Here is a 19449-nt window from a genome sequence, read left to right as displayed (position 1 = left end):
CTCCGGCCTCGTAGACGAGGACATGGATCTCCTGCCTCACGGCGTCGAGTTCGTGACCCGGCCCAACTTCGGCTACGACTTCTACAGTTACAAGTGGGGACTCGACCTGGTGCCCGACTACCCGGACTACGACCGAGTCGTCGTGTCGAACGACAGCTTCGTGGGCCCCTCGGTCCCGTTGCACCAGATCACGGAAAGCCGGCGTGCCCATGAGGTCGACCTCATGGGGATGACGCACTCGTTCAGTTACGGCGGACATGTGCAGAGCTTCTTCTTCACCGCCAAACAAGAGCTCACACGGTCGCGGGGATTCCGGAACTTCTGGAAGTACATGGAGCCGGTGTCGGATCGTACTCGCGTGATCCACGAGTACGAGATCGGCCTGTCCCGTGCAGTCGAGAACGCAGGGTTCAGTATCGGCGGCTACTTCGTCCCAACGGACACGGAGCTCGCCTTGGCCCGGAGTCGCTTCCGGCACTATGCGGACGTCCGGCCTCACGTGAAGGAACCGGACAAGTACATGTCCGAGGTGCTCGAATGGGACGGCGACCGGACGTTGAACTTCAATCCGGCCTGCGCCTTGGCCGACCGGTTCCTGGTCGACGACAGGCTCCCGCTCCTCAAGTTCGACACACTGCGGTACGACCCGTACGAACTCGGGGCCGAACGACTCCTGTCGACAGCAGAAGCGACGCGGCCCGACCTGTTGGAGGGCGTCCGGGACTTCCTCACCGCGACCAAACCGAAGTACCCGTTCCGGCCGGGGGAGAACAACATCGTGGTGTCCGAACGCTCGCTCCGTGCCTCCGGGCTGGGATACTGCCTGGATCCAGCATTCGCCGGACGTGAAATCGGACTTTCTCCAGAGACCACGCACGTGGCAGAGACACCATCACGACCGGCGACCGCACGACAGAACGCAACAGGAGACACCCAGTGAAGTCGAAGAAAGCCCTGCTGATCACGGGGTGCGCTCTCGTGCTCCTCGTCCTCCTGGTCGTGGCGGCTTTCACCTTCGACTACGACGTGGCCGTCTGGGTGGTCCTCGGGATTCTGCAGTTGGGCGTCATCATCCTCTTGCTGGACACCCGGAGAACTCTGAGTTCCCGCCTGTACGCGGTCTCCCGGAAACTCGAACGGAAGATCGGGGCGAAGGGCTCAACCGGTTCTGCCACTGCAATGGGAACTGGGAAATCTTCCGCCCTCGCCGGCGGTTCCGAGAAGGTTCAGGCAGGATCCGGACGGCAGAGTGCCCCGGCTGTGATGGTCCGGGAAGCCGACGTTCGAGCGATCCTCCGCTCACGCATCCTCGACCTGGAGTGGTACGAGGCGGTGACCGGCCGCGAGTTCCCCGACGCCCGGAGCGCCGTCGAACACTATCTGGCAGAGGGACGCGTGGCCGGTCGGACACTGCATCCCTTGTTCGACCCCGACTGGGTAGCCGTGAACTGGTCGACTGCGAACATCGACCCGCTGCTGAAGTACGTGCGAAACGAGTACTCCACGTGGTCCAAACCCACATCGGCCCTGTTCGACCCCGACCTCGTCGAGCCGGCCCTTCCGGAGAACGAATCGGGTCCGCTCGCGTCCTTCCTTCTCAATCGGGGCAACGACGCGCCGCTGCCCTATGAGTCCGCCACGATGGGGATCGCCGAAGGTCTCACCTACAACCAGGTGCGGCCGGCCTATCTCGAGCTCGCCGTGCGTTGGGCCGAACGCGCTCGCACCCTGGCACCCTCCCGGGGCGAGGAGACTCCGCCGTCAGTGGATCCGGCGCTCGAACAGACCTTGGCAGAGTTCGACACTTCCTCCGAACGGCCGCAGGTGAGTATCGTCCTGCCGACCTGGAACCGAGCCGGAACGCTCCGCGCGGCCATCGACTCCGTTCGCGCACAGTCCTACGAGAACTGGCAACTCGTGGTGGCCGATGACGGATCCATCGACGACACGGAACACATCCTCGCAGCGGAAACCGCGCGCGACGACCGGATCCAGTACCTCAAACTGGACCACCGGGGAGTCAGCGCGGCCCGGAACTCCGCGCTCGACGCGGCGACGGGCGAGTACATCGCTTTTCTCGACTCGGACAAGGTCTGGGACCCGGAGTTCCTCCGGACGATGATCGGTCACCTGACCGTCACCGGTGTCGACGCCGCGTACTCGATGGTCGCCGTCGATTTCGAGGGCTCGACGGTCTACCGGAGCGTGCCGGCCACCCACGAGACCCTTCTCGCCAGCAACTCGATCGACCAGACGGCGATCGTCTCGAAGAAGAGTGTGCTCGACGAGATCGGTGGATTCGACGAACACCTTCGGCGAGCGGTCGACTACGACCTGGTCCTCAACCTGTCCGGACGCACTGAACTCGTCCAGGTTCCCTTCGTCGGCGTCCGGTACTCGGAAGACGATCAGGACCCCAATCGGATCAGTGAATCCCAGTCGGTGGCGTGGAACTACCATGTGCGGGACAAGCACCTGTGGAATGCACACACCCCACGGGAGATCGTTCCCGGGCGTGTCACCGTCATCGTCGACGGTGTCGAATCAGCACGCGAAGCAGGTGACGTCATCCACGATGTCGTCACACATGCCGGTGACGCCGACATCGAGGTGATCCTCGTGGCGGCCTCCGACGACCGGCGAGCCGCACGCTCCTTGGTCCCGGCCACCTTCGGAACTGTGCCGGTCCGGGTCGTCCCGGCTCCGGCCGGAGGTTCCCGGCCCCTGTACCTCAATCAAGCGATCCGTGCCGCCCAGGGTGAATACCTGGTCCTCCAGTCCGCGGGACACCGGTGGGAGACGGGAGACCTGACCGGGCTCATCTCCCGACTGGATGACACCGGAGCCGCCGCAGTCCACCCGCTCGTGCTCGACGGGACCCGTCTCATCCACGACGCCGGGGCAATCTACTCGGACCACACCCCCGACCCGGTTCCCTTCCTCCGGGGACTGCACCCGGATTCGCCCGACTGGACCACCGACCACGGTCCCGTTCCCGGCGCACCCTTCCCTCTCGTCGTACGCACGGAGGAGGTCCTGGCCCTTCGTGGCTTCACCACGAAGCTCAAGGACCTGTGGGCCGACATCGATCTCTCGCAGAAGATCGCTCGATCAACCGCCAAGCCGGTGGTCCTCGATCACTCGGTGCGAGCGACCCTGATGAAGACCGGGTCGTTCTCGCGCAAACCCGAGCGAGAAGCCGATGTCCACATGTACCGCGAGCTGTGGGAGACACCCCCGGCCGGCACCTCGACAGCGTTCGACCTGGCCCGAGTCGACGCTGTGTTCGAAGGGGCGTCGTCCGTCTCCGCACCGGCGGAGCCGTCCCGGTGGACCACCGCGCGATGGACGTTCCGGACCCTGGAATCCGTGCAGGAAAACCTGCCGCAGCTCCGGTGGGCCCTCAAGACCGCGGCCCCGGCGAACGACAACGCCGCGTCGTGGGGAGACTGGCACTTCGGGCAGTCTTTGGCTGCTGCCCTCCGACGTCTGGGGCAACACGCCGTCGTCGAGTACGGGCCGAATGCCGGAAGGGACTCGGCCCACTTGGACGACGTCGTCCTCACACTCCGCGGCCTGGACCGGGTCCCGCTGCCGACGGCGACGACCAATCTCATGTGGGTGATCAGCCACCCGGACGAGGTCAGCGCACGTGAGATGGCCGCGTACGACCAGGTGTACGCCGCCAGTACGTCGTGGCCGGACATCGTTCGGTCGCAGTGGGGCATCGACGTCACTCCCATGCTCCAGTGCACGGACCCCGAGCGGTTCTACATCGACGATCCCGTCGAGGAAGTCCGCCACAAGCTCCTGATGGTCGGCAACTCGCGCAAGCAGTATCGTCCCGCGGCCTGGCACACCGCCAAGGCCGGTCTGCCCGTGACCGTCTACGGGAAGGACTGGGAAGGACTGGTGCCGGACTCCGCGATCGCAGGAGAGTACGTGCCGAACGAAACCCTGCGGCGGTACTACCGGGGCGCCACGTGGGCGCTCAACGACCACTGGGCCGACATGCGGGAGCACGGTTTCATCTCCAACCGGATCTTCGACATCCTGGCGTCCGGTGGACGCCTGCTCACCGATGACGTCACCGGGATCGACGGTCTGTTCCCCGCCGATGTCCTGCCGCACGGTCCAGCCGTGTTCCGGTCTCCGGCGGACCTCCTCCTGCTCGCAGAAGCAGGGCCGGAGCGGTACTACGACGAGGCCACGCTCGGCGCGGTGTCCGCCCACGTGCGTGAGTCCCACAGCTTCGACGCCCGAGCCCGGGTCCTCGTCGAGGACGCGCTGCGTCTGCGAGGGGCCACCGTCGGATGACCGGCGAACCGGAGAAGGACCTCGAAGCGGGCGAGGTCCGGTGGGAGGCCGCCGCGGTACCCGAGCTTTTGGACGTCCCCGCACGGTCGGTGGGCGTCCCACAAGCGGTCCTGTCCGCCACCCACATCTCCGTGCAGGGCAAACGCCACCGGATCCGCGGTGCCGTCTACAACCCGGACGGCGCTCTGCGACCGATTTCCCAACGGCTCGGGGGCAAAGGCGGTGACCTCGTGCTCACCGACGACCCGGGGAAGGTCGACACGGAGAAGGTCACCGCGGAACGGCTCCCGGGAACCTGGTTGTACGGCGGTCACTGGATGCCCCACTTCGGGCATTTCATCACCGAGACGGTCACGAACCTGTGGCCGGAACCGATCCCGGTGGACGGCCTGGTGTTCCACCGGTTCGTGGGACCTCAGCGCGTGTCGGCGTGGCAGCGGGAATTCATCCGGCGTGCCGGCTGGGGCGCGGCGCGGATCGAGATCGTCGACGACTGGCGGACGGTCGACCACCTGATCATCCCGTCGCGACCGGTCGTCCTCAATGCCGTCGTCGGGCCGGAAGCCGTGGACACCTGGAACCGGATGATGCCGGGCCGTCACGTCCACGGTCGCCCGGTCTACCTGTCGCGCTCCCGACTGGAGGAGGACTCCCGACGCACGTCGACCGACCATCTCCTCGACGAGGAGATGGAAGCTCGCGGGTTCGACGTCGTGCACCCGCAAGAACTCGACGTGACCACGCAGATGGCCGTCGCGGCGCAGGCGCCACTCCTGGTCGGCCTGGCAGGCTCCGCACTTCATCTCTCGGCATTCGCACATCCCGGGGCACGCACCATCGAGATCGGTGATCGGCGCTCACCTCGGACGCCGATCCGTATGCAACGCGCCATCGACGCGGCCTTCTCGCGGGAAACCGCCTTCGTGCCGCTGCGTTTGGACCGGGACGACCGGGACGTGTCCTGGACGATGGCCCGGATCGACGAGTTACTGGCGTCGCTATGACACGCCTCGGGTCACTGCTCCGCTCCGTCGGCCGGCGGTTGAGCGGCGGACGGCCAGAGCGTCGTAGGCGGGTGGCACCGGGCGGGGAGTTCGGCAATCTCGGTGGCCGGGCCGTTCGGGTCTACCGACTCGATGTCCCTGGGGGACGACGATTGGTCGGCCTGCGTGTGTCCGGGGCGACGAGGACGAAGGACTTCGCTGTTGTCCCTCCTGCCGGTCGGAGCGATGAGTTCACCGGGATGGAGTGGTCTGCGGTGTTGCAGAACCGGTACGCGTATCTGGGTGGGGACATCGACCGTGTCGTGATCGGAGCGGTGGGCGGCCCGGCGGGTGCGAATGACACGTGGACTGACCGGCAGGTGGTGTTCGGCCTCGTCGCCTGGGCCGAAGGAGCCGCGGCGCGGTTCCCGGATTCCCTGATCGGGGAGGTCGAGCGCGTCGACCACCTGCCCGGTCGGACTCATCGAGTACGCGAACTGGTGGTGGGCGATGTCGCTGGGTGAACCCCGGGTCTCCGTCGTCATCGCCACCCGGAACCGGGCCGATCTCCTGGAGGAGAGTCTGGAATCGGTGGTCCACCAGACGTGGGGCGACCTCGAGATCGTCGTCGTCGACGACGGGTCGACCGACGGGACCGCGCAGCTGGTCCGGAACCACCCCGATCCGCGGGTCCGCTATGTGCGATCGCGGGGGAGAGGGATCTCCGCGGCACGGAACACCGGGTCTGCCGAGGCACGGGGTGAGTGGATCGCCGTGCACGACGATGACGACATCATGCTCCCGGACCGATTGGCCCGCCAGATGGAGAAGGTCGGACCCGGCGTCGACTTCATCCATGCGGCATATGTCGATTTCGACGACAAGACAGGCGAGATGCGCCTGCACCCCGGGCGTGAACTCACGTACGGCACCGCGCTGCCCACGGGTTACGCGCCCGGCCACTCGACCTGGTTGGTGAGGGCCCGACTGATGCGCTCCTTCGGCTATGACGAGGGGTTGGAGAGCGCGGTCGACAACAACCTCGCCCTACGCATGCTGCGGTCCGGTGTGCGCTTCCGTCACAGCGGAAACATCTGCGTGCTCCGCCGGGTGCACGGCGGAGCCATCACGCAGACGGGTTACCGAGGGCAGAAGTACGTGGCGGGGCTCGACCGGGACTTCCTCCGACACGGGTTCACCGATGACCACGTCAGGTCCCTGTGGGAACGGGACCGTGATCTCTGGGGCCTCCGAGCGGAACAGCGGTGGGAGAGTCGGTGCGCGGTGTTCCTTCCGGACCGCCTGATCCATCGGTCCGGTGTGGTCGCCGCGGCGCCGGACGACGAGGGTGTCGTGCTGCTGCAGGACGCACGCAGCATGGACCGGAGCGAGATCCTGAGTGCTGCCGTGGCGAGGGCCGGGCTCGACGGCGTCACGGCGCATCTGCGGTCCGAGTGTGCCCTGGCAGACCACGACCTGCCGGACGGACCGGACGTCGTCGAACTGCTCCGAGACCACTTGATCGACACGATCGAGGCGACCCCGCCCGGAATTGAACTCCCGCCGTTCGCGGTCGTCTGCGTCGGTGCGGGACCGGACGACGGGGATGCGTTCTCCGCATCTTCACGATCGTCATCGGTACTGCACTCCGTGGCGGCGAAGGACCTGGAAGGTCGGTACGCGCAGGGCTGGGTCCGTTCGTGCACGAACCTCGACGATGCGTTGGAATACTCGGTACACCGTCAGCACGAGGGCGTGGTCACCACGCTCCTGTCCGTCGAACCCACAACCGGAGGTGTGTCTTGACACCGCGCTTCATCCTCAGCGACATGCCACCGGGCCGGGCCCGCCTCACCTGGGCGACTGCCGAGGGCACCGGTGACGCACCGGACCTGCTGCTCGACCTGGCGCCGGTGGCTACGGACGAGCAGTCCGTGCAGGGAGCCGTGGAACTGCTGGCCGGCCGGGACCTGGGTCCTGTCGGGATCGAGGGGTACCCGGTCGAGGCGGGGACCGCTGTGGAGGACGAGCTCGGCCGAGCGACGCGACTGGACGTGGAGTTCGGGACGGATCTGGGGGAGAACACACCGGCGCGGGAGTGCACGCGGCTGGTGTTGGTCCGCGACGATCGGTTCGCCGGGGCCCTGAAGGGTGTGAAGGAAGTGGTGTGCTCCTCGAACGCATGGCTCCATGCGGAAGACATGGGCCGAGCCCCCGTGGCCGCTGCAGTCGGCCTGCTCTTCGCACGTGACCTCCGTGCGGCGTCGTTGTCGGTGCCGGACCCGGACTCGGACGAGGACCGTAACCGGATCCGTGCGGTCGTGGCACGCGCAGGACTGGACGTCAGCTTCGTGACAGAACCGGGTAGAACAGAACTGAACTGTGGGGAATCGAGCACTGGGATGTCGGAAAGGTGATGGGTCCGATGACCTGGAGTGGATTCAGTGTGGCGGCGGTTCAGGACTTCACGGTCCCGGGCACGGTCTCGACCGTCCGGATCGGGCTGGTCACCGCTGCCGCTGTGGATGACCGAGAGCTCATCATCATTCTGCGGGAGGGCCCTGAGCACACGAAGGGACCACAGGGCACCGGACCGACGGAGTCCGCGGGCGCCTCGGGAGCGGGGACCGGCCGTCGACCGGACGGATTCGAGTGGTCCGACTACCTGGACGCTCCCTTCGTCTACGTCCACGGACTCGACGAGGGCGAGGAGTTCGTGACGCCCGAACTCGTGGGTCCCCAGCGAAACGCCGACGCCGCGCGGCCATGGAACCTCCGGGTGGACGTCCGCCGGTGGCCGACCATGGGCCGCGACATCGGATCCCGCGTGCGTGCCGTCTTCGTCGAGTACCGGTCCCGGTACGGACCGCTCGTACGACTGCCGGGGACGGAGGTACCGACGTGACGGACATGTCCGTGGTCATCGGCTTCCGCAACTGGGACCTCACGCGCTTGGAACTGTGCGTCAGGTCCGTCGACCGGTCGTTCGGCGACCTCGACGGCGAGGTCATCGTGGTCGACTACGGATCGGACGATCCGGGCCCCGTGTCCGAGGTGGCGACACGAACGGGTGCCCAGCTGGTACGGGTGGAGAGTGCGGACGCACCGGTCTGGTCCCGTTCCCGGGCGCTCAACGCAGGCTTTGCCGCGTCACGCGGAGACCTGCTCGTGAGCACGGATGCCGACATGGTGTTCTCCCCCCGTGCGATGCACGAGATCCACACCTGGTGGAGAGCCAGTGAACCCGCGGCTCTGTTCCTCCAGTGCCGCGATCTACCTGCCGGCCCGACGCCCGAGGATCTACTGAGGTCACCGATCGATTGGGTCGACCTGGAGCGGACCAGCACGCTGCGCCCTCGCTGGGGCATGGGCGGGATGATGGCGATCAGTCGTGAGGGATTCGGGCGGATCCGCGGATTCGACGAGCGGATGCACACCTACGGGCGGGAGGACATCGATTTCGCCCGACGGGCACAACGCGCTGGATTCCGCACCGTGTGGATCACGGATCCTGAGGTACGGATGTACCACGTGTGGCACGCTCCGGCGACCGGTGGTGCCGAGGTCACCCCGGAGACACGGACCGCGATCGATCGCAACACCCGATTCGCGGACCACGACGCCACCTGGGCGAGGAACCCGCAGGTGTGGAGGCATCGCCTGCCCGATGCGCCGCCGTTGCTGACGGCTGCCGTCGTCATCGGTGACGGGACTGCCGGGGACCGGTACCTCGCGGCGCACTCCCGTGCATGCCTGGAACTGCAGGCCGTCGAGATCGACCGCTCGGAGCTGGTCTCCCCGGAGGCCCTCCTGGAGTGGGCGGCCAGCGGGATCCCGAGTGTCTTCACCCTGGTGGCCCCGGCCGGTTCGACGATTCCCCCCGGTGAGGTCGCAGCAGTCCTCGAACGGTTCGACGGCGCGACTGCGGCGGTACTCGGCACCGTCGGCGCTGGCGGCACCGCTGGTTCGGAGGACGGTCGGTCGGCCCTATCGGATCCCGCGGACCACGGAGAGTTCCTGGTGGTCAGATCGGAGGCACTCCGCGTGGTGCTCACCGGTCCCGACCGGACCGTGATCGGGGACCTGGGATCAGTGGTCGAAGCACTGGAGTCGGCGTCGTTCTCCGTGGTCAGGTATCCACTGGCCGCGGGGCACCTGGTCCCGCTCCTGCGTGTGGGAGGTCCGGGATTGCACGAGGTCCAGGTCGACAGTCTCCCGGCAGCCGTCCGCGGATTGGGGTTGGACGCCACGTGGTCCACGGCTTCGATCCGACTCGGACGGTCGACGCACCACGAGATCACGGTGCTGCACGGCGTGACGGTGACGGACCTGGTGCGGTTGCAGGACGCCGGTATGGCCTGGTCGGTCAATTGCGCAGCACCGCACCGGCACGTGCCGCCGGCCGAGTGGCCGGTGATCGCGGCGCGGGTGGTCCTGGACGGGGATGATTCGGTGGAACGGGTGCTCATCGCGGAGGTGCCCGCGGAGTCGGCCGTCCGGGCCGTGCGACGTCGCCTCATGTCCCTCCGAGCCGGGTCTGGCTCGGCCATTCGTGCTGCTTATCGCCACCAGGGCGTCAAGCAGACGGTCGAACTGGTGCCGGTCCACGACGGCGGCGAAGTGGCGTCCGGTACAGCGGCTGAGGTGGACGGGCGGCGTGTGCTCATGGTCGTGGAGAGGAACTCGAGATGAAGATCGAGTATCAGCACGACGAGGGAGACCTCGTGCTCCGTGCCGAGCCGGAGGACTACGACGGCTGGCCGCCGGCGCAGACGTTCCGGGTGTCGGGAGGGGAGCGCGCCTCGGCGGATGTCCTCGCCGTGGCTGCGTACCTGGTCTTCGGGCGGTACACGAGCGGGGCGTTCGTCCTCCCGTGCAGGATCCGTGTCGAACTGGCCGAAGCGATCGAGGCCGATGCCCACCCCGTGCGTGTCCGCCCGTATCCGGTGAGCCTGACACCCACGGCGTTCCCGCACGACTCCCGGCGGACGGTGGGGGTCGCGGAACCCCCGGAGTCGAACGCCCGGGTGTTCTCTGAATTCGCCCGGAGAGAGTTCTCACTTCGCCCTCATGTGGCAGCGGCACTGTTGTCCGGGCAGACATTCGCCACCGGTACGGTGGTGGTCGACGCGGGCCCCACCAGCGGTGGCGTCCCCGACGTCGCAGAACGACGCGCAATCGAGTCCTTGCTGGCGGCAGTGGGACTCTCGTTCGAACTCGTGGACAACGAGCTCATGGAGGAACAGAGGGAACCGTGAAGATTTCGGTCATCGGATGTGGGTACCTGGGGGCCGTCCATGCGGCGGCGATGGCCAAGCTCGGCCACGAGGTGGTCGGCATCGACGTCGACGAGCAGAAGATCGACGCACTGCAGGATGCGCGGGCGCCGTTCTTCGAGCCCGGTCTGACCGAGCTCCTGGCGGACGCCCAGCGGTCCGGAACACTCGCCTTCACGACCGACTATTCCGCAGCGGCGGATGCCGACGTGCACTTCCTGTGCGTCGGTACTCCGCAGAAGAAGGGGGAGTACGCCGCCGATCTGCGCTACGTGCACGCCGCCTTCGCCGACGTGGCGCGTGTGATGAAGCCCGGATCGATCCTCGTGGGGAAGTCGACGGTCCCGGTGGGCACGGCAGCCGACCTGGCCGATCGCCTGCAGGACGTGCAGCCGGAGGCCCATGTGGCCTGGAACCCGGAGTTCCTGCGCGAGGGGCATGCCGTGCAGGACACGTTGGCGCCGGACCGTCTGGTGTACGGCGTCCCGGATGGTGAAGCCGGGGAAATGGCCACCCGGATGCTCGACGAGGTGTATGCCGAGATCCTGGCGACAGGCACCCCGCGTCTCGTCATGGGATACGCGACCGCCGAACTGGTGAAGACCTCCGCGAACTCGTTCCTCGCGACGAAGATCAGTTTCATCAACGCGATCTCCGAGATCTGCGAAGCCACCGGCGCGGACGTCAAGGAACTGGCGGACGCGATCGGCCTGGACGACCGGATCGGGCGGAAGTTCCTCAATGCCGGTGTCGGATTCGGCGGCGGGTGCCTGCCGAAGGACATCCGGGCATTCATGGCCCGGGCCGGCGAGCTCGGTGCGGACGAGGCCCTCACGTTCCTTCGCGAGGTCGACAGCATCAACATGCGGCGCCGGAACCGGGCGGTCGAGGTCGCCCGCCAAGTCCTCGATGGGACCCTCCTGGGGAAGAAGATCACGGTGCTCGGTGCGGCATTCAAGCCGGACTCCGACGATGTGCGGGATTCTCCTGCACTGTCCGTCGCCCAGCAGTTGCAGCTCCAAGGGGCAGTCGTCACCGTGACTGACCCGGAGGCGTGCGAAAACGCGCAGAAGCGATTCCCCGAACTCACCTACGAACCGCAGGCGACCGCTGCAATCGAGGGCGCGGACCTCCTGGTCCTGCTCACCGAGTGGAAGGCCTACCGGGAAGCGGACCCCCGTGATTGGGCCGCGAAGGTGTCCGAACCGCGGATCCTCGACGGCCGCAACGTCCTCGACCTGGACACCTGGCGCGAGGCCGGTTGGGTCGTCAAGGCGCTGGGCCGCCCCTGATGCCGGTCTTCAGCAAGGGTGACTTCCACGCCCTGTTCATTCACGTGCCCAAGACAGGCGGGTCCTCGATCGAGAACCTGTTCGAGACGGCCGGCTACGACGTGAGTTTCCTGCGACGGGAGCCGCTCAACGTCCGGGCGAAGATCAATCATCTCCGGCGGTGCTCGCCGCAGCACATGCACGCGGAACTCCTCGACCAGACCTTCCGGCTCCGTGCTTTCGACGTGGTCTTCATGTTCGTCCGCGAACCGATCGACCGGTTCCGGTCGGAATACGCCTTCAACTCGCGGAAGTCGTTCGATCCGTCGAGCGCGGCCGTCGACCGCTGGGCGAACGAGAAGTTCCGGAACTACCGGGAGAACCCGTTCGCCGCGGACAACCACCTGCGCCCGCAATCCGAGTTCTACGTCCCCGGTGCCGAGGTCTTCCGCTACGAGGACGGGCTGGAGGCGGGACTCCGGGATCTCAACGACCGGTACGAGCTGGGATTGCCGACCGCAGTGCCGCACGAGAACTCCTCGACACGGGAGTCGGTGGGATCGTCGAGTGCGGCGGTGGAGATCTCCGCGGGCCTGGAGCGCAGGCTCCGGACCCTTTATGCATCGGACTTCGCCCAGTTCGGTTACTGACCAGTTCGGTTACTGACGGGGCCGTGACGGTGTGAGGGGCACCGTCGTGGGTGCGCCTCGGCCGGAGGGACGGGTTTAGTAGGATCTGGAGGGCCTGTGCCCACCCCCGGTCCGAAGTGGAGATCCCTCCTGTGCCGCCCAGTCCCTCCGCCCGTGAGCTCGTGATCGCCGGCCCTTCCCACGCCGTCCACTACAAGAGGGCGATCGAGCTCGGTCTCATCCCTGGTCCACGACGGAAGATCCGGTTCGTGGCCGCCGGCGGAGTGAACTTGTATCACCGGTTGTTCCACAACAGGGCGTTCATGCGAGGTGCCAAAGAGTGCATATTCCTGGTGCCGGACTTCCGTATCGGCAACAGGGTGCTGGAAGAACCGGAGCACCCGATGGCGCATTCTGCGATTCGTAAACACTTGATCAACGAGGACAACGACCGGGAGATGTTCCGCCGGGCGATGACCAAACTCCATGAGGTCAGGCAGGCGAACCCGGAGGGTCGGTTCCTGTTCTGGAGTCTCGCCGTTCGTGAGTGGACCAACCAGGACGCCGGGCGGTATGTGGGCCCCGAGGGCTACCGACACCCGATCTGGAACCTCGCCGAGGTCGAAGACGAATTCGGGGAGTCCGTGATCCCCCTCGGCGACGTGGTTACCCACCCACTCGCCCGCTTGTTGGGCAAGGACTCCCAGTTACACCCGACCGACGTCGGATACGACCTGTTGACGCGTATCTTCGACGCCCCGGATGTGCCCGTGCGCGAACACCTCGATGCCGTGGAGAGGGAACACACCGTGCCGGTCTTGGAATTTCCGCGACCGACACTGATCACCGGGTCGAGCGGGTGGGTGCAGACCGTCGAGGCGTACGTGAAGCGCGGGCTCGTGCGGCTGGGTGACGGGGTGTCGGTGACGGACGAGTTCTCGAAGACCCGACCGCGGAGTGCCACGGGGCAGGAGCTCATCTGGATCTCGCGAGCGAACAAGAACAGTGCGCGGGAAGGCGGGGAGGGAATTCGTCTGGAAGCCGGATTCATCAGGGCGATGTCGAACCGCGGTTACACACCACGGGTGTTCGTGTGGGACGGGCGGGCCTATCGCTTCTTCCGACCCGGGCACAAGTTCGAGCCACACGACTCACGTCATCCTCTCCGATTGGAAGCGGCACTGCAGCACGAAGTGGACGATGTCGCGACGGTCCTCACGAACCCGAGCTTCCCTGCGGAGGACCGTCCGCTCGTGCAGCCTCGCGATGTGGAACCCGACTCCGCGGTGCGTGGAGTGATGCCGACCATCCGCGGTATCGAACGCCTGGTCACCCTACTGGGAGGATCCGTGCGGTGGGAGCGCTTGGCCCAGCCGGCGCCGGTCGCCTCCCGCGGTTGAAGAAGCAACACGGTTCATGGGGCACTGCGCTTGCTGGGGCACAGTGGTTCATGAGAACCGGATGAGAAGGCACTCATCGTTCTCCTGATTTCCCACGCATAGCATCGGTCGAAACTTCGTGCGCTCCCCGGTGTGCACGGTGATAGAGAGATCGGTGCCACCACATGTCCACCCGAGTCCCCAAGCCGTTCCGCGGGCTCCTGCCCAGCGGCTCCGGCAGTGTCGAGGTACTCAAGGTGACCACCGTGGCCCTGGACGGAACGCGCCGCGACCACGTCGAGAAGGTCGTGAAATCGACCAGTGCGGAGCATGCGTTCTGGACCCGGGGTACCGGTTCCGATCTCGTCCGGGAGGGGGACAGGTACACGGTCGTCGCGCCCACCCGGATCCGTGACGGTGGGGCGGAGACGACCCTGGAGTTCCCGTACTTCGAGGAGTTCGCGGGTGATCTCCGGCAGCGGGAGCGGACCTTCGACGACCGTCTGCTCGACACCGTCCGTGCCGTGGCCGAATTCAACGGGCGTAATCGTGTGGCGGACTGCCAGGTCTCCGCGTCCTGGCCGCCGGTCCGTACCCCTGAGATCGACGAGATCGCGTCCACCTTCCGGGTGTCGGACCAGGCTGCACGTGGTTTGCGTGGACGATGGGACGGGAGCCTGGACAACTGGACCCGCGTGCGGTCGTTCCTGGACGGGGCTCCGGTGGTCGTCACACACAACGACCTCCACTTCCACAACGTGGTCCACCGCGGCGAGACCACGGTCCTCGCCGACCTGGGCATCGCGGACGCCTCTCCGGCGGGAGCGGAACTCCACACGGTTCTCCGGCACCTGCGCGTGCGCAAGGCCGGGCATGGTGCCGTCGATGACATGTTCCGGGAGTACACCGCCGTGATCCGACAGTTCATTCCGGACGTGGACGAGGTGCAGGTGCGCGCGGCGGCCGAGGTGAAGTACTTCTCGCGGTTCACCAACCTCGGACTGGCGAGCGGACGCAGCCGGTTCGCGTTCGAGAGTTCGCTCGTGGGGATCAAACGCGCTGCTGATCTGGTCGCTTCACGACCGTGATGCGTGGTCCGCGACTGTGATCACAGCCGGCGGTGGGCCCGCTTCCCACGGTCTGCGCGCCCGGCAGGATACCGTCGGTTCATGGCTTCCAGCGTTCACGTGGGTTCGATCCCGGACTTCTATGCCGTCGTGCCCGCCGGCGGGATCGGATCACGGCTGTGGCCGGTGTCCCGCGCGGACACGCCCAAGTTCCTCCATGACCTCACCGGCTCCGGCAGGACGCTTCTACAGGCGACCGTCGACCGACTCGAACCCCTGGCGGGCGCCGCCGGGATCGCCGTCGTCACCGGGGACCATCACGTCGCGGCCGTCCGGGAACAGGTTCCGGACGTCACTGCGGACATGGTGTTGGCCGAACCCTCACCCAAAGAGTCGATGGCCGCGATCGGTCTGGCCGCTGCAGTGCTGCAGAAGCGCCACGGCGATGTGGTCATCGGATCCTTCGCCGCGGACCAGATCATCACCGGGACCCGTGCATTCGAGCAGGCCGTTCACGAGTCCGTGGCCGTCGCCCGTGCCGGATACATCGCGACCATCGGGATCGCGGCCTCCCGTCCGTCGACGGCTTTCGGGTACATCCGGTCGAACGGTCACCTGGGCGTCGAGGGTGCCCCGAATGCACTCCACGCGGTGGCGTTCACCGAAAAGCCCGACGCGGCGACCGCACAGTCCTATCTGGCGACCGGGGAGTACCGGTGGAATGCCGGCATCTTCGTGAGCCGCACGGGCGTTCTCCTCGACCACCTGGCTGAGCAGTGTCCGGAACTGGCAGCCGGACTCGATCGGATCGCGCAGGTCTGGGACACCGCCGAGAAGGACTCCGTGCTCGCCGAGACCTGGCCCGGCCTGCAGAAGATCGCCATCGACCACGCCGTGGCCGAACCCGTGGCAGAGGCCGGGGGAGTCGCGGTGGTCCCCGGCACCTTCGGATGGGACGACGTGGGCGACTTCAACTCGCTGGCAGGTCTGCTGAGCGCCGTGGGCGAGACCGGCGACAAGGTGGTCGGCAACGAGGAGCAGGTGGTCCGGATGGACACCGGTGGCAATGTCGTGTTCCCGAGCGGCAAACGCCTCATCACACTCCTGGGTGTCAACGACCTGGTCGTCGTCGACACCCCCGGCGCGCTCATGGTCACCACCCGGTCCCGGGCCCAGCAGGTGAAGAACCTGGTCGAACGGTTGGGCAAGGACGGCCACACTGAGGTCCTGTGAGCGTCCGACCCCGTAGTCTTGGTCGATAGCCATGGACTTCACGACTCTCATCAAGGCCTACGACGTGCGCGGGGTCGTCCCCGACCCGTTCTCGGAGGCGGTGGCCCGCGCGATCGGCACCGCTTTCGCCCAGTGCGTCGTCCTCCCCGACCACACCGGCGATGACCACCCGAGCGTGGTCGTCGGACGCGACATGCGCGCGACCGGCCCCATGCTCGTCGCTGCGTTCGCCGCCGGCCTGCGCGACTGCGGGGTCGATGTCCTGGACATGGGACTCACGAGCACCGACGGCCTGTACTTCGCATCCGGGTCCCGACAGGCGCATGGGGCGATGTTCACCGCCTCGCACAATCCCGCCGAGTACAACGGCATCAAACTGTGCCGTCCCGGTGCTCGGCCAGTGGGGTCCGAGACCGGGCTCGCGGAAATCCGTGCTGCCGCCGAGCAGATCCTCACGGACGGGGTCGGTACCCGCGCGACGTCCGTGGAACGTCACGGCGAGCTGCACGCGGTCGACCTCATGCCGGAATACGCCCAGTGCCTGCGCACGCTCGTGGATCTGAGCGGGATCCGGCGGTTGAAGGTCGTCGTCGACGCAGGATCGGGGATGGCCGGACACACCGTGCCGCGAGTACTCGGCGATGCCGCCGGATTGTCGGCACTGCCCTTGGACATCGTGCCGTTGTACTTCGAGCTCGACGGGTCGTTCCCGTTCCACGAGGCCAACCCACTCGATCCCAAGAACCTGGTCGACCTGCAGAACGCCGTCCGGGAGCACGAGGCGGATCTGGGACTCGCGTTCGACGGCGACGCGGACCGCTGCTTCGTCGTCGACGAGTCCGGAGCCGTCGTGTCACCGTCGGCGATCACCGCACTCGTGGGCATGCGCGAGATCCGTTCGGAGAAGGCCGCGGGAAGGCCGACACCGGCGATCATCGTCAACCACCTGACCTCACGGGCGGTGCCCGCCGCACTGGAGACCGCCGGTGCACGCACCGTGCGAACACGGGTGGGGCACTCGTACATCAAACCGGTCATGGCCGACGAGGACGCGGTGTTCGGGGGGGAGCACTCCGCGCACTACTACTTCCGGGACTTCTGGTTCGCCGATTCCGGGATGCTCGCGGCTCTCCACGTCATGGCGGAATTGGGAGGACAGGAACGCCCACTGAGCGAGTTGGCGGCACGGTACTCGCCGTACGTGGCGTCCGGAGAGATCAATCGGCGGGTTCCTGACGCACCGACCGTCGTGGCCGCGGTCGTCGAGCATTTCCAGGAGTCCGGTCCTGTCGACGTCGAACGGTTCGACGGAGTGACGGTGTCGAGCTGGGGCGAGGGCACTCGCGGGTGGTGGTTCAACCTGCGATCCTCGAATACAGAACCCTTGCTGCGACTCAATGTCGAAGCAATCGATGATGCGACCATGGCCGAGGTCCGTGACCGAGTGCTCGAGATCATCGACCGGACCTGACACCTTCCGCTGTCCCAATGATTGCCGGACACCCGTAGCCGGCCGAGAGGAGACCCGTGACCCTGCCGACACGAGTGCGTCCGTCGCGTCCGCGGCATGGTCTGCGTGCGGTTCTCGCGGGTGTGCTCTGCCTGGGACTCGTGGCCGGGTGCACGAGCGGGGACGGCGACAGCACCCGTACGACCGATCCGTCGAGCTCTACTCCGACGGAGGGGCAGGGTCCGTCCGCGACAGGCGCACCGGGGGAGGGCGCCTCGGGAGCGGGGAATGGATCGGAGAGCACTTTCCGGGGTTCCGCCTCGCGGGTGGCGCCGTACTTCATGCAGGACTTCGGGCAGAAGGACGTCGACTCGACTCCGGCCGTGGTGAAGGTGGAACCGGCAGGGGACGGTTCCGGCCCCGTCATGGAACGCGACATGGTGGGACTGTCCTTCGAGTCGGAGGACATCACCGACCATCGGTGGGGACCCGATCAGGGAAACCTGGACGAGATGCTCCTGGCGCTGGGATCGCCGGGGCTGCGGTTCGGAGGGAACTCGCTCGATCGGCGGGTGTTCTGGACGTCCTCCGGGGAGAACGCCCCTGACGGGTACGACACCGTCATCACGCCAGAGGACCTGCGTCGCATCGGTGCGATGGCCAGGAGAGTCGGTTCAGACGTAACGCTCGGGATCCCGCTGGGGATGAACGACCCGGAACGTGGCGCGGACATGGTGGCACACGCGGTCGACGCGATCGGGAATCGACTGGTCGGGGTGTCGATCGGCAACGAACCGAACGGGTTCACCGCGGACGAACGCGAGGGTCTGCAGATCCGCGGGGACTGGTGGGACACGGGGGCCTATCAACGGCAGTTGCGTGCGTACGTCGACGCGATCGAGAAGAAGGTCGACGGGGAGGTCCCGATCATCGGCCCGGGTGCCTACGACGGGACGTGGATGTCGGCGTTCCTCGATGCCGATCTTCCCGGGACGACCGCGCTGACGCAGCACTGGTACGCGACCTACGACTGCGATTCCTCCGAGGTCCCCGGGCGGGGCCCGGAACCGGAGAACCTGCTGTCCGACCTGGTGCACCGCTCTGCCGCGAACCAGTTGGGGATCGGGAAGGAGAAGGCCGACGCCGCCGGTCTGCCGTTGTGGGTGGAGGAGACCGGGTCGACGAGTTGCGTGGGCGACACCGCCTCGTCGAGGACCCACGCGACAGCGCTCTGGACGGTCGACTACGTGCTCCACGCGACGGAGATGGGTGTGGAGCGGATGAACATGCATTCGATGCTCGGACCCTGCGAGGGGGGTACCGCTATGTCCGTCGTGTGTTCGGTCGGGGGCCGGACGGAGGAGTCCGGCGCGTGGGGAGGATCCGGAGAAGTCCTTCCGAGCGTCAACTACCACGGTCTGCACCTGGCGTCCTTGAGCGTGGGCGGTCGGATGTCCGAGGTGGACGTCCGGGACGGGGGTGTGGCAGGTGGCGGCACCATCCGGGCGTATGCCGTGAAGAAGGGCAACAGTTACACCGTGACGCTCGTGAACACGGGCGACCTGACCGAGACCGGCGGGAAACGCGTACGGATCGAGGTACCCAAGGGGTTCACCGCAGTCCGCGCTGCACAGGTGGCCGGGCCGGCGAACGACGCGGTCGAGAAGACCACCTACCAGAACCTCATCACGGTCGAAGCCGGCCGGAAGGGTTCCGGAATTGTGGCCGTCGAGGACGGGAAGCTCGTGGCGAACCTGGCGGCCGGCACGGCGACGGCCTTCGTCTTCACCCCGACAGGTGACGGGAAACCGAAGCCGAAGCCGGTGTCGACGGCGGGGTGAGTG

16 protein-coding genes are annotated in these 19449 nt (G+C 66.9%); all 16 read left to right on the top strand.

The window, feature by feature from the left end:
* Positions 1–940, top strand: a 940-nt coding sequence (locus AAD496_RS13310; RefSeq protein WP_349829299.1) for a rhamnan synthesis F family protein, incomplete at its 5' end; no start/stop codon positions are given.
* Entirely contained in the window at positions 937–4317 is a 3381-nt protein-coding gene (locus AAD496_RS13305; protein ID WP_349829298.1) for a glycosyltransferase, read from the top strand. The genes AAD496_RS13310 and AAD496_RS13305, both read left to right, overlap by 4 nt.
* Positions 4314–5321 (top strand): glycosyltransferase family 61 protein, encoded by a 1008-nt coding sequence (locus tag AAD496_RS13300; protein WP_349829297.1) that lies wholly within the window; start codon positions 4314–4316, stop codon positions 5319–5321. The genes AAD496_RS13305 and AAD496_RS13300 overlap by 4 nt, the downstream gene beginning before the upstream one ends.
* 254 nt (positions 5322–5575) lie before the next feature.
* Complete coding sequence (locus AAD496_RS13295) at positions 5576–5824, top strand: hypothetical protein (protein WP_349829296.1); 249 nt, start codon at positions 5576–5578, stop codon at positions 5822–5824.
* A complete protein-coding gene (locus AAD496_RS13290; protein ID WP_349829295.1) occupies positions 5811–7106 on the top strand; it encodes a glycosyltransferase family 2 protein in 1296 nt (431 codons plus the stop codon). Before AAD496_RS13295 ends, AAD496_RS13290 begins: the two co-directional genes overlap by 14 nt.
* Positions 7103–7717: a hypothetical protein gene (locus AAD496_RS13285; protein ID WP_349829294.1), complete on the top strand. Its 615-nt coding sequence runs from the start codon at positions 7103–7105 to the stop codon at positions 7715–7717. Before AAD496_RS13290 ends, AAD496_RS13285 begins: the two co-directional genes overlap by 4 nt.
* 8 nt (positions 7718–7725) lie before the next feature.
* Positions 7726–8205 carry a hypothetical protein gene (locus AAD496_RS13280; protein ID WP_349829293.1) on the top strand — a complete coding sequence of 160 codons (480 nt, stop codon included), beginning with the start codon at positions 7726–7728 and terminating at the stop codon, positions 8203–8205.
* 5 nt (positions 8206–8210) lie between these two features.
* Entirely contained in the window at positions 8211–9992 is a 1782-nt protein-coding gene (locus AAD496_RS13275) for a glycosyltransferase family 2 protein (RefSeq protein WP_349829304.1), read from the top strand.
* Positions 9989–10558 carry a hypothetical protein gene (locus AAD496_RS13270; protein WP_349829292.1) on the top strand — a complete coding sequence of 190 codons (570 nt, stop codon included), beginning with the start codon at positions 9989–9991 and terminating at the stop codon, positions 10556–10558. The genes AAD496_RS13275 and AAD496_RS13270 overlap by 4 nt, the downstream gene beginning before the upstream one ends.
* Complete coding sequence (locus AAD496_RS13265) at positions 10555–11868, top strand: UDP-glucose dehydrogenase family protein (RefSeq protein ID WP_349829291.1); 1314 nt, start codon at positions 10555–10557, stop codon at positions 11866–11868. Before AAD496_RS13270 ends, AAD496_RS13265 begins: the two co-directional genes overlap by 4 nt.
* Entirely contained in the window at positions 11868–12497 is a 630-nt protein-coding gene (locus AAD496_RS13260; RefSeq protein WP_349829290.1) for a sulfotransferase family 2 domain-containing protein, read from the top strand. Before AAD496_RS13265 ends, AAD496_RS13260 begins: the two co-directional genes overlap by 1 nt.
* A 383-nt stretch (positions 12498–12880) precedes the next feature.
* Positions 12881–13876, top strand: a complete 996-nt coding sequence (locus AAD496_RS13255; RefSeq protein ID WP_349829289.1) for a hypothetical protein — start codon at positions 12881–12883, stop codon at positions 13874–13876.
* A 164-nt stretch (positions 13877–14040) separates the two neighbouring features.
* Entirely contained in the window at positions 14041–14943 is a 903-nt protein-coding gene (locus AAD496_RS13250; RefSeq protein ID WP_349829288.1) for a hypothetical protein, read from the top strand.
* Between the two features lie 81 nt (positions 14944–15024).
* The gene (locus AAD496_RS13245; RefSeq protein WP_349829287.1) at positions 15025–16155 is read left to right on the top strand and encodes a mannose-1-phosphate guanylyltransferase; all 1131 of its coding nucleotides are present in this window, start codon (positions 15025–15027) and stop codon (positions 16153–16155) included.
* Between the two features lie 31 nt (positions 16156–16186).
* Positions 16187–17626 (top strand): phosphomannomutase/phosphoglucomutase, encoded by a 1440-nt coding sequence (locus tag AAD496_RS13240; protein ID WP_349829286.1) that lies wholly within the window; start codon positions 16187–16189, stop codon positions 17624–17626.
* Between the two features lie 56 nt (positions 17627–17682).
* The gene (locus AAD496_RS13235; protein WP_349829285.1) at positions 17683–19446 is read left to right on the top strand and encodes a hypothetical protein; all 1764 of its coding nucleotides are present in this window, start codon (positions 17683–17685) and stop codon (positions 19444–19446) included.
* Positions 19447–19449 lie beyond the last annotated feature (3 nt).

The organism is Brevibacterium litoralis, from assembly GCF_040212315.1.
Classification (GTDB): domain Bacteria; phylum Actinomycetota; class Actinomycetes; order Actinomycetales; family Brevibacteriaceae; genus Brevibacterium; species Brevibacterium litoralis.
Note: the sequence above shows the minus strand (reverse complement) of the source record. Positions and strands in the feature narration are given on the sequence as shown.